Source organism: Bradyrhizobium sp. CCGUVB4N (genome assembly GCF_024199945.1).
Taxonomy (GTDB): domain Bacteria; phylum Pseudomonadota; class Alphaproteobacteria; order Rhizobiales; family Xanthobacteraceae; genus Bradyrhizobium.
The window spans coordinates 4482809-4495165 of record NZ_JANADP010000001.1 but is presented as its reverse complement, the minus strand read 5'-3'; the positions used below and the strand labels follow the sequence as shown (position 1 = coordinate 4495165).

The window sequence follows — 12357 nt, the reverse complement described above, 5'->3', positions numbered from 1 at the left end:
TCACGCTGTCGGAGTTGCGGCCTTGATGATGGAATTGGTCAGCGCGAGCGATACCTGCATGGTACTCCAATTGCTCTGATGCAGCTTCAGGTCATCCTCCGGATCGAGCAGCTGCTCGAACGAGACCTTGTTGTAGACGTGCCAGTGGCGCATGAGCGCCCAACGCTGGAACAGGTTGACCTCGGCGTCCTCCGCCGCGGTTCGGATCGCCGAAACCATCTTCTCCGCGAGATCGGCGTTGTCGTCGAACAGCATGGCCGTCACATATTGCGGGTCGATCAGGATGACATCCATGGTCGGGTGATTGCGCAGGAGGGCCAATCCCCTGGTGATGCTCGCGACCACTTCGTCGAAGTTGAACTCCTTCTGGCGAAAGACCGCGTTGGTCCCGACCTGCCAGAGCACCAGAGAAGGATTGTCGGCAAAGATATCGTCGTCGAACCGAGGCACTTCCAATGGCGCTTCCTGGCCGCCCTGGCCGCGGTTGAAAACGTCGATCCGAATGTTCGGATGGGGATCGTCATCCTTGTAGTGTTTTCTCAAATACAGCTCGAGCCGCGCGGGATAGGGAACGACATTGCGAAGTCCCGCAGTCGAGGACGACCCCATCGCCACCACGCGCACGGGGCCTCGTCTGCCCAATGCCGCCCGGAAATTCTCCAGCGGACGCTTCAATTCAACGATCTCTGGAGGATTATCGAGAGTCGGCAATTCATCAGACATGAAACGCCCTCCGTCGCCGCCTAAAGTTGCATTTATAGCCCAGCCTTGATGCCGCCGCCATTGCAAGTCCAATTCGCCTCACGCAATAGTCGGCGCGAAGCGAGACGACGGAGAGTATCGTGCAGGGAAAAATCATTGTCGTGACCGGCGCGTTCGGCGCGCTTGGCAAGGTGGTCGCCGACATCGCGCAATCACGCGGCGCGCGGATCGCCGGCATCGACCATGCGCCCTCTCAAATGCCTGCGACGACCGAGCGCATCGAGATCGGCGGCGTCGACCTGTCCGATGCTGCTCAGGCGAAGTCGGCGGTGGACGCAGCCGCGAAGCATTTCGGCGGACTGGACGCCCTGGTCAACATCGCCGGCGGCTTTGCCTTCGAGACCGTCGGTGACGGCGACATCAAGACCTGGCACCGCATGCATGCGCTGAACGTGCTGACGGCGCTCAACGCCTCGCACGCGGCGTTGCCGCATTTGGCCACCTCGAAGGCTGGCCGCATCGTCAACATCGGCGCCATGGGCGCGCTGCAGGCGGGCTCGGGCATGGGTCCCTACGCGGCGTCGAAGGCCGGCGTGCACCGCCTCACCGAAGCGCTGGCCAACGAATGGAAGGGCAAGGTCACCGTGAACGCGGTGCTGCCGTCGATCATCGACACCAAGGCCAACCGCGCCGACATGCCGAAAGCCGACTTCGCCAAATGGGTGACACCGCAGGAGCTTGCCGAGGTGATCCTGTTCCTGGCGAGCGACGCCGCAAGCGGCGTCACCGGCGCGCTCATTCCGGTGAGCGGACGGGTCTGATCAATCCGGCACAAGCAGGCGCAGATTGCCCTTGAAACGGATGCTCTGCTTGCCGGCGAGCGCCATGCCTTCGCCGTAGGCGGTCTCATCGGTATAGGTGCCGCTGAAGCCGATGGTCACGACCCTGCGGCCCCACACCGGGCGCTCGTCGAACGAGGGCGAATGCTCCTCGTTGGTCAGCTCGCCCTTCCATCTGCCATCGGCGGACGTGTAGCTGCCATAGGCAAAGAAAAAGGAATCGCCGCCACGCATGGTGCCGTCACGCAGCACCATGACACCCTGATTACCGCCCTGGACGCCATCCAGCATCTCGATCCGGATATGATAGAGCCCGTTCCTGATCGTCATCGTCGCGCCCGCTTGTTCCCCGCGCAGGGGTATAGCTGGCTTGACAGCGTCCGGGCAAATGGCCGGCAGCCCGAGTTCGATCCGGGCTAAACTGGCCGCAACTGATTCTCCGATCGGAAACTCGCCTTGGAAACCGAGCTCTATCTCCCCGTGAAACGCTTCCTCGAAGAGCTCGGCTTCTCCGTGAAGGGCGAGATCGGCGGTTGCGATCTCGTGGGGCTGAGCGCCGGCGATCCGCCGGTGGTGGTAATCGGCGAGCTCAAGCTCGCCTTCAATCTCGAGCTTATCCTGCAGGCGGTCGATCGCGCGCCGGCAGGTGACGAGGTCTGGATCGCCGCAAAGATGTCGATCCGCGGCAAGGGCCGCGAGAGCGACGCGCGCTATCGCAATCTGTGTCGGCGCCTCGGCTTCGGTATGCTCGGGGTGGCCGACAACGGCCAGGTCGAGGTGCTGGTGAAGCCGCCGACGGCCGCCCCGCGCCGCGAGCCAAAGACGCGCTCCCGGCTCGTAGCCGAACATCAGCGCCGCCAAGGCGATCCCGTGCTCGGCGGCAGCACGCGCGCGCCAATCATGACGGCCTACCGGCAACAGGCGCTGGCCTGCGCATCGCAGCTCGCCGCAGGCCCGCGGGCCGTGCGCGAATTGCGCGAACGCTGTCCCGATGCCGGCAAAATTCTCCTGCACAACGTCTATGGCTGGTTCGAACGCGCCGAGCGCGGGATCTATCGGCTGACCGAGGCCGGCCACGCCGCGCTGAAGCGCTGGCCGCAGACACCGGTCAAGACCATCGCGCGCGAAGCATCCCTGCCCTAGCGGCCATCACTGTGGAGAACGGCATGATCGTGGTGACTGGCAGTGTGACGGTCCGGCCCGAGGCGTTCGAGGACGCGCGCCGCCTCAGCCTCGAACACGTCCATCGTTCGCGCCTGGAGCCCGGCTGCATCTCACATGCGGTGCATGTCGACTGCGAGAACCCGCTCAGGCTGGTGTTCTTCGAGCAATGGGCCGACCGGGCCGCGCTTGCGGCCCATTTTGCGGTACCTGCGTCCGGCGATTTCGTACGGGCCCTGCGCTCACTCGCCACCGGGGCGACGACGCTCGAACTTTACGACGCCAGCAAGCTCGAAAAGCTTTGAGTGCATAGCTGAGATGCCACACCAAATTCATATTGCAATGCAACATGGGTCGCACTAGGTATCCCGGCATCAAAACGAGGCCGTTATGAGCGCAGACTGGAATACCAAATATGGCACGCGGCGCGTGCGCCACGATCCGCCCACCCTGGACGAGGCGATCTTCGCCGCCGTCGGCATCACCGACGATCAGGAGCAGCAGGCAGAGATCGCCGCCTCGCTGATGGGGATGCCGCTGGACGTCGTTCAGGCCGAAGTGAAGAAGCAGGCCCGCACCAACAGCCGTATCACCGCGACCCGCGTGATCGCCGGCGAACAAGGTGCGCAGCGCTCCGTCGTGGTCGAACGCCGCGTCGTCCGCCGCTTCGGCAACGACAAGCGCACCGGCACCTGAGCGCTCATTCCCTTGCTTCAATCGAAAAGCGGACCGGCCTAGCCGGTCCGCTTTTTGATTCAGACCTATAATTTCAGGTCTTTCGATCTCAGGCGGCGCGATTGCCGTACATGCTGGAGATCAGCTTCCAGCAGGTCGAATTGAAGTTGAGAATCGCGCGACCGGCCTTGAACGGCGCCGCTGCGAGATCAGCGAGCTCGGCCTCGGGCGTCTTGCCAAGATCGATCGTGCCGGTGGATTCACCGTGGCGAAACTGCAGATGCGCGCCGAACTTCTTGGCGAGCGCCCGCATGGCGTGATTCTCCGCGCCGGTGGTGATGCGCAGGCTCTTGTAGCCCTTCCAGCGCGCTTCCGCGATCAGGCGGCTGAACAACACGGTGCCGACGTTCTGGCGGCGAGCGGAGGCTTCCACGCTGAAGGCGACTTCGGGCAACGAATCGCCCTCCGGCGGATGCAGCTCGGCTGCACCACGGACCACGCCATCGACGATATAGGCGACGATCACGGTGCCATCTTCGGCGCAGCGGGCGGCGTAACGCTCGATGAAGCTGTCGTCGAGAAACCCGTTGAAACGGTCATGCCGGCTTGCGGCATCAAGCCTCAGCAGGTGATCGCGCAACAGCGGCAATTCTTCCTGCTGGATCAGGGTCCGCACATAGCCCGGGGCGGTGCGGACGGTGTCTTCAAGTACCACGTCAAAACTCCTCTTGGTGTCCCTCGAGGAGGCGTTCGAATCCCTAGGCCTCCAATATTGTGCGTCGCAACAAACTTTTCAAGACGGGAACCTGCTCAAGTTTGAGGCAGCGGAAGCGACTAATTCGTTAACAAAATCAAGGCCCCGTAGTCTTACAGGACGAGCTGGGTCTGGGTCACGATGGCGACCAGCTTGCCGTCCTCGGTCTCCAGCCGGGTGGTCCAGACCTGGGTCCGTCGGCCCCGGTGGACCGGGGTGGCGGTGGCGATAACGGTGGTTCCCTCCTTGGCGCCGCCGATGAAGTTGGTCTTGCTCTCCAGCGTGGTCGTGCCCTTGGCGTCCTCCGGCAGGTTGATCACGGTCGCCGCCGCGCCGACGGAATCGGCGAACGCCATCACCGCGCCGCCATGGACGGTGTGATGCAGCGTGCAGAGATCGGGCCGCACTGTCATTCGCGCTACCACGCGATCCTTCTCGGCCTCGACGAACTCGACGCCCTTGAGCTCCGCGAACGGCATCTTCATCGCTTTAAGTTTCTCGAGCGGCGTCATCAGATCTCCTCCCAATTCGTTGTTGTCTCAGCGTGAATGGCTTCGCGGGGCAAAGCAATGACGTCGGAGGTAATGGTTGCCGTGACATCGGACCTGCCATTCGGGCATATGCTCCTCCCATGCGCCACTTCCCGCCCCGCCGCATCGTCTGCCTGACCGAAGAGACGGTGGAAACGCTCTATCTGCTCGGCGAGCAGGACCGCATCGTTGGCGTCTCCGGCTATGCCGTCCGCCCACCGCAGGTCCGACGCGAGAAGCCGCGGGTCTCCGCATTCGTCTCTGCGGACATCCCCAAGGTGCTGGCGCTGGAACCCGACCTCGTTCTGGCCTTCTCCGATCTCCAGGCCGACATCACCGCCGACCTCGTGCGCGCGGGCATCGACGTCCACGTCTTCAACCAGCGCGACGTCGCAGGCATTTTGTCGATGATCCGCACTCTGGGTGCACTGGTCGGTGCGGCCGGGCGGGCGGAGGAACTTGCGAACGGTTTCGAGCAGCGCCTCGCGACGATTGCGGCCGCGCCTCGCCGCTCGCCACGACCAAGAGTCTATTTCGAAGAATGGGACGATCCCTTGATCTCCGGCATCGGCTGGGTCTCCGAGCTGATCGAGATCGCCGGCGGTGAAGACGTGTTTCCGGACCTGCGCCATCGGCAGGCCGCGAAGGATCGCATTATCTCTGCGGATGCGGTGCGTGAGGCCGCGCCGGACGTGATCCTCGCGTCATGGTGCGGCAAAAAGGTCGTGCCTGCCCGCATCAGGCAGCGCGAGCGGTGGAACGAAATTCCAGCGGTGCGCGATGACCGGATTGTCGAGATCAAGTCGCCGATCATCCTGCAGCCAGGGCCGGCAGCGTTGACGGATGGGCTGGATGCGATCGTGACGGCGCTGTGGGGCTGATCTCACGTCACCGCATTGACGACCTGGTACTCCGGCCGCCGCCACACCTCGCCCGCAATCACCTCCTCGATGATCTCGGCCGCGCGGATGATCTCGCTCTCGCCAATGTAGAGCGGCGTGATGCCGAACCGCATGATGTCAGGCGCGCGGAAATCGCCGATGAGGCCGCGGGCGATCACGGCCTGCATGGCAGCGTAGCCGCCCTCGAAGGCGAACGAGACTTGCGAGCCACGGCGCTCGTGTGCGCGCGGGGTCACGAGCTGCAGAGACGGACAGCGGCGTTCGACCTCGGCAATCAGGAGATCGCCGAGCGCCAGCGAACGCGCGCGGACATCCGCGATCTCAACCCGATCCCAGATGTCGAGCGAAGCCTCCAGCGCCGCCATCGCCAGCACCGGTGGTGTACCCACGCGCATGCGCTCGACGCCGCCGGCGGCCGCATAGCCAAGCTCGAACGCGAAGGGCTTTGCGTGTCCCATCCACCCCGACAGCGCGGCGCGCGCGCCGTCGGCATGGCGCGGCGCGACGTAGAGGAACGCCGGCGCGCCCGGGCCGGCATTGATATATTTGTAGGTGCAGCCGGCCGCAAAATCGACGCCGCAACCGGCAAGATCGACCGGGAGCGCGCCGGCCGAATGGGCGAGATCCCAGACCGTGACAATGCCGAGCGCCTGCGCTTTTGCCGTCAGCCCGGCCATGTCGTGGCGGCGACCGGTGCGGTAGTCGACCTCGGTGATGTAAAGCACCGCGATCTCTTCCGACAGCGCAGCCTCGACCTCCTCGGGCGCCACCAGGCGCAATTGATGGCTGCGCCCGAGCGTCGCGATCAGCCCCTCGGCCATGTAGAGATCGGTCGGGAAATTGCCGGTGTCCGACAAGACAACCTTGCGCGACGCGTTCATGTCGAGCGCGGCGGCGAGCGCCTGATAAACCTTGAGCGACAGCGTATCACCGACCATCACCGACCCCGCCTCCGCGCCGATCAGCCGCGCGATGCGGTCGCCGACGTGGCGCGGCTGGGCATACCAGCCGGCCGTGTTCCAGGCGCGGATCAGCTCGTTGCCCCACTCGGTCGTGATCACGCGGCTGACGCGCTCGGCAACGCCCAATGGCAATGCGCCGAGCGAATTGCCATCGAGATAGATTACCCCGTCGGGGAGATGGAACAGCGCTTTGGTGTCGTGATAGACGCGATATTTGGTCATGGGGATTTCTACAGAATCGTGCGGACGCGCCAGAGCTCGGGAAACAGCTCGACCTCCAGCATGCGCTTGAGGTAGCTGACGCCGCCGGTGCCGCCGGTGCCGCGCTTGAAGCCGATGACGCGCTCGACCGTCGTGACGTGGTTGAAGCGCCAGCGCCGGAAATAATCCTCGAAATCGACCAGCTTCTCGGCGAGCTCGTACAGCATCCAATGCGTCTCCGGCGCCTCGTAGACGATCCGCCAGGCCTGCAGCACGCCCTCGCTGAAGCTGTGGGTTTCGCGGACGTCGCGCGCCAAGACAGTCGCAGGCATCTTGAGCCCGCTGCGGTCCGCCAGCCGCAGCACCTCGTCATAGAGGCTCGGCGTCGCGAGCTCGGCTTCGAGGAGCCTGGTCGTTTCAGCATCGTGCGCGTGCGGCTTCAGCATGGCGTGGTTGCGGTTGCCGAGCAGGAATTCGATCAGCCGGTACTGGCGCGACTGGAAGCCCGAGGACTGGCCGAGCTGGGACCGAAAGCGCGTATATTCGCTGGGTGTCATCGTGCGCAGCACGTCCCAGGCGTTGTTGAGCTGCTCGAAGATACGCGACATCCGCGCCAGCATTTTCATGGCGGGCGCGACCTCGTCCTTGGCAATGGCGCGACGCGCTGCGCTGAGCTCATGGATGGCAAGGCGCATCCAGAGCTCCGTGGTCTGATGCTGGATGATGAACAGCATCTCGTCATGCGCTTCCGACAGCGGATGCTGCGCGCCGAGGATCGCGTCCAGCGACAGATAATCGCCATAGGACATGCGCCGGGCGAAATCAGTCTCGGCGCCTTCTTTTGCGGGATCGTAATCGCTGGAGGTCATGACAGGCCCTTTCGATCGATCATCCCTGCCTCCGTCAGTCGAGGCCGATCAGGCGCGCAGTGATCGGCGACGATGGATCCTTGAGCGCATCGATCACGGTAAAATGGTTGAGCCCGGGATCGACGACGAGGTGGGTCGGTACGTCGAAGCCGGTCCAGACATTGGCCAGCAGATCGGACTGGCGGATGAATTCCGGGCGCTCGCTGCCGCCGACCCAGGCGGTGACAGGCGAATGCCCGCGCGGCAGGTGCAGCGCCGCGCTTTCGAGCGTCGCCTCGTCCATGGTCATGCGCAGCGTCTCGTTCATCTTCGTCTTGAGCAGCGGACGCAGATCGTGCAGGCCGCTGATCGAGAGCGTGCCCGCAATGCGGTTATAGACGGCCGGCTCGAGCCGGCTGTCGTCGCAGAGCATGCGCGTGACGAGATGGCCGCCGGCGGAATGGCCGGCGAGCCGGATTGGCCCTGCGACCAGCGACGCCGCTTTCGCGATCGCGGCTGATATCTCCGCGGTGATGTCGGAGATGCGCGCTGCCGGCGTCAGCGTGTAGCTCGGCAGCGCGACCGTCCAGCCGTGGTGCCGCGCGCCTTCGGCGAGATCCGTCCAGGTCGACTTGTCGAACCGCATCCAATAGCCGCCGTGCACGAACACGACGAGGCCCTTGCTGTCGCCCTCGGGCAGGATCAGGTCAAAGCGCTGGCGCTCACCTGAGCCGTAGGCGATGTCGGGACGAAAGGCCTTCAGCCCGGTGCGGTAGGCCGCCGCCCGCTCCGCCCATTGCGCCGGCATCTTGTCCGAGCCCGGGATATGGGCCGAATTGGCGTAAGCATCATCCCAATCGCGCATTGTGACTCCCGGTGACTCGTCCAGCGAACCGGCGGACAGTCTGCCACCGCTGAGGGCGGCATCCTAGTCTTTATTTTAAGCTTAAAGGATTTGGATGAGCCATTGTTTCGGGCAGATGCTACTCCGGCCGAGACACCGTAGGGTGGGCAAAGCGAAGCGTGCCCGCGATCTTTGGTCATGTCCGAGACGACGCGTGGGCACGGCGCTGACGCGCCTTTGCCCACCCTACGAGAGCTGTGACTGAGGCTCTCGCTAGGCCTTCTCCACCCCGCACCATTCCGCGATGAACAGCGCCATCGCCCTGGTGGTCTTCTTCAGCGAGTCCAGATCGACATATTCGTTGAAGCCGTGCATCTCGCCGCCGCTGGCGCCAAAGCACAGGCTGGGGATGCCGTAATTGAGTCCATAGAAACGCGTGTCGGTGAGCGCGGTGAAGACGAGATCCTCGACCGCGCCGCCATAGACCTTGTTGAAGGCCTTGCCGAATGCAGCTTCCGGCGCGGCGGAATCGGTCAGCTCATAGCCTTCCGACAGGAAGCCCGACCATTCGACCTCCGGCGGATTGTTGGCGAGGAAGCGATGGTTGCGCGAGGCGGCGGCAACGCAGGCCATGATCTCCTTCTGGTGGTCAGCGACCGACCAGCCCGGCAGGATCGCGATGCGGCAATCGACGTCGCACCAGGCCGGCACGCTGGAGGCCCAATCGCCACCCTTGATGATGCCGGGATTGAAGTTGATGGGATGGTTGAGCGTCTTGAAGTGGCGGTCGGCCTTGGCGCGCTCGTTCCACTCGATCTCGAGCTTCTGCAGCGCGTGGACGAGGTGATAAGCCGCCATGATCGCATTCGATCCGGAGCCGGCAAAGGCGACATGGGTCGGATGGCCCTTTACCCGCAGGCGAAACCAGATCACTCCGACCTGAGAACGCACCATCTTGCCGGCGGTGGGCTCGGGGATGAAGCAGGCATCGGCCCGGTAACCGCGCTGAAGCGTCGACAGTGCGCCGACGCCAGTGCTCTCCTCCTCGATCACCGACTGAAAGTGAATCCGCGCGGTCGGCTTGAGGCCGGCCGCCTTGATCGCATCCAGCGCATAGAGCGCGCCGATGGTCCCCGACTTCATGTCGCAGGCGCCGCGACCGAACATTTTGCCGTCCTTGATGACGGGCGAGAACGGCGGTGTGTCCCACAATTCCAGCGGCCCCGCGGGCACGACGTCGCAGTGCCCCTGGAGGATCAGCGATTTGCCGGCCTCGGTCGTCGGGCGATAGGTGCCGACCACCGTGCGCGCCTTGGAGAAATCATGCTCGATCGGGCCGAAGCCACGCAGATCCTTGAGGTCGTCGACATTGATGTGCCAATCGTCGACCTCGTAACCGCGCGCACGCAGGAGGTCGCCGATCATGTCCTGGCACGGCCCCTCCGCCCCGCGGGTCGAGGGGATCGCGACGAAATCTCGGGTGGTCGCAAGCTGGGCTTCGAAGCCGGCATCGACGGCGTCAAGAATCCTCTGCTGCGTATCGGCATTCATCAGGCAACTCCGGGCATCCAGTTGGTCAAGGGTGCGCGCAAGCTAGCCGATTTCAGCCGTTCGGGTACTCCACAAAATAAGCATCCCGCAATGCATCTTCGAGCAGCCGGCCTTCGGAATAGCCATTCAGCGTCGCCGGCCGGCTCACGCCGCCGAGCAACCGCGGGCATGGTTCCGGCGCGCCGAGAACGGTGCGAACCGGAATGCGCTCGGCATAGATCGGCAATTCGTAGTCCTCGTCGTCGTCCGCGACACCCTTGGCGCGGACCTTTGCCGAGGCTTCCTCGATCTCCATCGCGATGAAGGAGGTCGCCTTGATCTCCTGGGTGTTGCTGGCACGCAGGCTCGCGGTGCGATCCGGAAAGAAGCGGTCGACCATCGCGACCACGGCGCGCTCCTTCTCCTGCGCGTCGGTGACAAGATAGGCTGTGCCGAACGCCATCACCGCGCGGTAATCGGCGGAGTGATTGAAGCCGCAGCGCGCCAGCACGAGGCTGTCGAGATGGGCGACCGTCAGGCACACCCGCTCGCCCCTGGTCTGGTTGCGCAGCATACGGCTCGCGCTCGAGCCGTGCCAATAGAGCTTGGTCCCCTCGCGCCAGAAGAAGGTCGGCGTGCAGTAGGGCTGGCCGTCGATGACATAGGAGACGTGGCACATCATCGAGGAATCCAGGATGCGGTGAACCGTCTCGTGATCGTAGAAGCCGCGATCGTGCCGGCGCTTCACCTGGTTGCGCGCTGACGTCGGATAGGAATTTTGACTCTCGGTCTGGCTCACGGCCGCTCCTCATCGGAATTGGAAGAATTCCAGGCTAGTTGTAGCGGGGCATTTGGTCTGCGATAGTGCCAATTCCATGCAAAAAATTCCGACCAATTCTCTCGCCCCGGCCAAAGCCGAGCTGCCGCTCGATCTCACCGGCGCGCACATCACCGCCGGCGCCTCCTCGGCGCATCGGCTGTACCAGGCGCTGTGCGAGATGATCGTCTCGGGCCTCGTCAAACCCGGCGAGCCGCTGCCGCCGTCGCGCACGCTGGCCAAGCAGACCGGATTTCGGCGCAATGCGGTCGTCGCGGCTTACGAACGCCTGATCGCCGACGGGTTTGCGCAAGCCACCGTCGGCTCCGGCACGTTCGTCGCTGCGCGCATCCCGGCGCGCGCTGCAGTATCGAAGAAGCCGAAGGTGATCGTGGAGGCGCCGAAGCAAGGCGCGCTCTCGCTCGGCTGCACCCATATCGACGAGCGCGCGGTACAACGCTTTCGCGCCTTCGTCGGCCGGCGCATGCGCGCCTTTGGTAGCGAACACCTGCATTACGGCGATCCGCGTGGCAGCCGCGAGCTGCGCGTCGCGATCGCGGACCATCTGCTCTCGGCGCGGGGGCTACGCTGCGACCCCGACCAGATCATGCTCACATCGGGCACGCTGCATACGCTGCGCATCGTTCTCGGCGCGATCCTGAAGACAAACGATCAGGTCTGGTGCGAGGACCCCGGCTATCCCATCGCACGCAGGACCATCGCGCAATGCGGCTATCGCACCGTGCCCATTCCCGTCGACGCCCACGGCCTGCAAGTCGCCAGGGGCCGCGCCGCCGCCCCGGCCGCGCGCGCGGCCTATGTGACGCCGTCGCATCAGTTTCCGCTGGGCGTGCAGATGTCGATGCCGCGGCGGCTCGAGCTGCTCGACTGGGCGAAGCAGGCCGGCGCCTTCGTGTTCGAGGACGATTACGACAGCGAATTCCGCTATGACGGCGCGCCATTGATGTCGCTCGCCGGCATCGATCACCTCCAGCGCGTGATCTACATGGGCACGTTCGCCAAGACGCTGTTTCCAGGTCTGCGCATCGGCTATTGCGCGCTGCCCGAACGCCTGATCGGCGACGTCACCGCCGCACGCGCCGCGCTCGACCGTTTTCCGGGAACGCTGATGGAGGGCGCGGTCGCCGACATGCTCAATTCCGGCGCGTTTGCCGCAAATTTGAAGCGCGTGCGAAAACTCTATCGCGAGGCCCGCGATGCGCTGGCCGAAACGCTCGAGGCGACCTCGGACGGCGCGCTGTCGGTCCCGGTGCCGTCGCAGGGCCTGCACCTCGTGGCGCAGTTCGATCCGTCGGTCCCACCAGCAATTGCGGCCGAAGCGAAGCAGGCGGCCGGCGCCGAGGGCTGGCTGCTCGCCGACACCTACGCGCGGGCGCGTCCGCTACCCGGTTTCGTGCTCGGATTTTCGGGACACGCGGTTCCACACCTCGTCGCCTCTGCCGAGCGGCTCGCGCGGGAAGCGCGGGCCGCCTTGCGCAACAAAGGCAAGGTCGGCCGGCGCGCGTGACAAAGGTTCACTATGAGAATCGTGTGCCGCTCCCTAGATTGCGGCATCGACGCCGGAACCACTG

15 protein-coding genes are annotated in these 12357 nt (G+C 64.6%); 6 read left to right on the top strand and 9 right to left on the bottom strand.

The features are described from left to right. Window positions 1-795: an SGNH/GDSL hydrolase family protein gene (locus tag NLM31_RS20370; protein ID WP_254193407.1), complete on the bottom strand. Its 795-nt coding sequence runs from the start codon at window positions 793-795 to the stop codon at window positions 1-3. Window positions 796-842: 47 nt separating this feature from the next. Here NLM31_RS20370 and NLM31_RS20365 point away from each other — a divergent pair, with 47 nt between their 5' ends. Then, window positions 843-1523, top strand: a complete 681-nt coding sequence (locus NLM31_RS20365; RefSeq protein WP_254193406.1) for an SDR family oxidoreductase — start codon at window positions 843-845, stop codon at window positions 1521-1523. Here the strand turns inward: NLM31_RS20365 and NLM31_RS20360 are convergent, their stop codons facing one another. Next, on the bottom strand, window positions 1524-1871 hold the full coding sequence (locus NLM31_RS20360; protein ID WP_254131067.1) for a GrlR family regulatory protein: 348 nt from the start codon (window positions 1869-1871) through the stop codon (window positions 1524-1526). Window positions 1872-1997: 126 nt separating this feature from the next. On the opposite strand from NLM31_RS20360, the gene NLM31_RS20355 reads away from it, so the two are divergent. The 3 genes from NLM31_RS20355 to NLM31_RS20345 all read left to right on the top strand — a co-directional run bounded on the left by NLM31_RS20355 (window position 1998) and on the right by NLM31_RS20345 (window position 3398). Then, complete coding sequence (locus NLM31_RS20355) at window positions 1998-2684, top strand: DUF2161 domain-containing phosphodiesterase (protein ID WP_254193405.1); 687 nt, start codon at window positions 1998-2000, stop codon at window positions 2682-2684. Between the two features lie 23 nt (window positions 2685-2707). Continuing rightward, window positions 2708-3007, top strand: a complete 300-nt coding sequence (locus NLM31_RS20350; protein WP_254193404.1) for a putative quinol monooxygenase — start codon at window positions 2708-2710, stop codon at window positions 3005-3007. An 85-nt stretch (window positions 3008-3092) separates the two neighbouring features. Next, window positions 3093-3398 carry a hypothetical protein gene (locus NLM31_RS20345; protein ID WP_148779049.1) on the top strand — a complete coding sequence of 102 codons (306 nt, stop codon included), beginning with the start codon at window positions 3093-3095 and terminating at the stop codon, window positions 3396-3398. Between the two features lie 88 nt (window positions 3399-3486). On the opposite strand, the gene NLM31_RS20340 is transcribed toward NLM31_RS20345, so the two are convergent. Continuing rightward, the gene (locus NLM31_RS20340; RefSeq protein ID WP_254193403.1) at window positions 3487-4092 is read right to left on the bottom strand and encodes a GNAT family N-acetyltransferase; all 606 of its coding nucleotides are present in this window, start codon (window positions 4090-4092) and stop codon (window positions 3487-3489) included. A 152-nt stretch (window positions 4093-4244) separates the two neighbouring features. Continuing rightward, window positions 4245-4643 (bottom strand): PaaI family thioesterase, encoded by a 399-nt coding sequence (locus NLM31_RS20335; RefSeq protein ID WP_254131063.1) that lies wholly within the window; start codon window positions 4641-4643, stop codon window positions 4245-4247. A 119-nt stretch (window positions 4644-4762) separates the two neighbouring features. Here NLM31_RS20335 and NLM31_RS20330 point away from each other — a divergent pair, with 119 nt between their 5' ends. Then, window positions 4763-5542 carry a cobalamin-binding protein gene (locus tag NLM31_RS20330; RefSeq protein WP_254193402.1) on the top strand — a complete coding sequence of 260 codons (780 nt, stop codon included), beginning with the start codon at window positions 4763-4765 and terminating at the stop codon, window positions 5540-5542. A gap of 2 nt (window positions 5543-5544) precedes the next feature. Here the strand turns inward: NLM31_RS20330 and kynU are convergent, their stop codons facing one another. The 5 genes from kynU to NLM31_RS20305 all read right to left on the bottom strand — a co-directional run bounded on the left by kynU (window position 5545) and on the right by NLM31_RS20305 (window position 10747). Then, window positions 5545-6747: a kynureninase gene (gene kynU, locus NLM31_RS20325; protein WP_254193401.1), complete on the bottom strand. Its 1203-nt coding sequence runs from the start codon at window positions 6745-6747 to the stop codon at window positions 5545-5547. Window positions 6748-6755: 8 nt separating this feature from the next. Beyond that, window positions 6756-7595 (bottom strand): tryptophan 2,3-dioxygenase, encoded by an 840-nt coding sequence (gene kynA, locus NLM31_RS20320; protein WP_254193400.1) that lies wholly within the window; start codon window positions 7593-7595, stop codon window positions 6756-6758. A 34-nt stretch (window positions 7596-7629) separates the two neighbouring features. Then, window positions 7630-8439, bottom strand: coding sequence for an alpha/beta hydrolase (locus tag NLM31_RS20315; protein WP_254193399.1), 810 nt, complete (start codon window positions 8437-8439; stop codon window positions 7630-7632). 252 nt (window positions 8440-8691) lie between these two features. Further along, window positions 8692-9969, bottom strand: a complete 1278-nt coding sequence (locus tag NLM31_RS20310; RefSeq protein ID WP_254193398.1) for an ArgE/DapE family deacylase — start codon at window positions 9967-9969, stop codon at window positions 8692-8694. A 52-nt stretch (window positions 9970-10021) separates the two neighbouring features. Continuing rightward, on the bottom strand, window positions 10022-10747 hold the full coding sequence (locus tag NLM31_RS20305) for a pyridoxamine 5'-phosphate oxidase family protein (RefSeq protein ID WP_254193397.1): 726 nt from the start codon (window positions 10745-10747) through the stop codon (window positions 10022-10024). A gap of 76 nt (window positions 10748-10823) precedes the next feature. Here NLM31_RS20305 and NLM31_RS20300 point away from each other — a divergent pair, with 76 nt between their 5' ends. After that, window positions 10824-12293 carry a PLP-dependent aminotransferase family protein gene (locus NLM31_RS20300; RefSeq protein WP_254193396.1) on the top strand — a complete coding sequence of 490 codons (1470 nt, stop codon included), beginning with the start codon at window positions 10824-10826 and terminating at the stop codon, window positions 12291-12293. Window positions 12294-12357: the final 64 nt, after the last annotated feature.

Bases quoted from the DNA above. Each gene is read 5' to 3' on its own strand.
- NLM31_RS20360 (WP_254131067.1), bottom strand. From the start codon at position 1,871: ATGACGATCAGGAACGGGCTCTATCATATCCGGATCGAGATGCTGGAT.
- NLM31_RS20350 (WP_254193404.1), top strand. From the start codon at position 2,708: ATGATCGTGGTGACTGGCAGTGTGACGGTCCGGCCCGAGGCGTTCGAG.
- NLM31_RS20330 (WP_254193402.1), top strand. From the start codon at position 4,763: ATGCGCCACTTCCCGCCCCGCCGCATCGTCTGCCTGACCGAAGAGACG.
- NLM31_RS20335 (WP_254131063.1), bottom strand. From the start codon at position 4,643: ATGACGCCGCTCGAGAAACTTAAAGCGATGAAGATGCCGTTCGCGGAG.
- NLM31_RS20345 (WP_148779049.1), top strand. From the start codon at position 3,093: ATGAGCGCAGACTGGAATACCAAATATGGCACGCGGCGCGTGCGCCAC.
- NLM31_RS20300 (WP_254193396.1), top strand. From the start codon at position 10,824: ATGCAAAAAATTCCGACCAATTCTCTCGCCCCGGCCAAAGCCGAGCTG.
- NLM31_RS20310 (WP_254193398.1), bottom strand. From the start codon at position 9,969: ATGAATGCCGATACGCAGCAGAGGATTCTTGACGCCGTCGATGCCGGC.
- kynU (WP_254193401.1), bottom strand. From the start codon at position 6,747: ATGACCAAATATCGCGTCTATCACGACACCAAAGCGCTGTTCCATCTC.
- kynA (WP_254193400.1), bottom strand. From the start codon at position 7,595: ATGACCTCCAGCGATTACGATCCCGCAAAAGAAGGCGCCGAGACTGAT.
- NLM31_RS20315 (WP_254193399.1), bottom strand. From the start codon at position 8,439: ATGCGCGATTGGGATGATGCTTACGCCAATTCGGCCCATATCCCGGGC.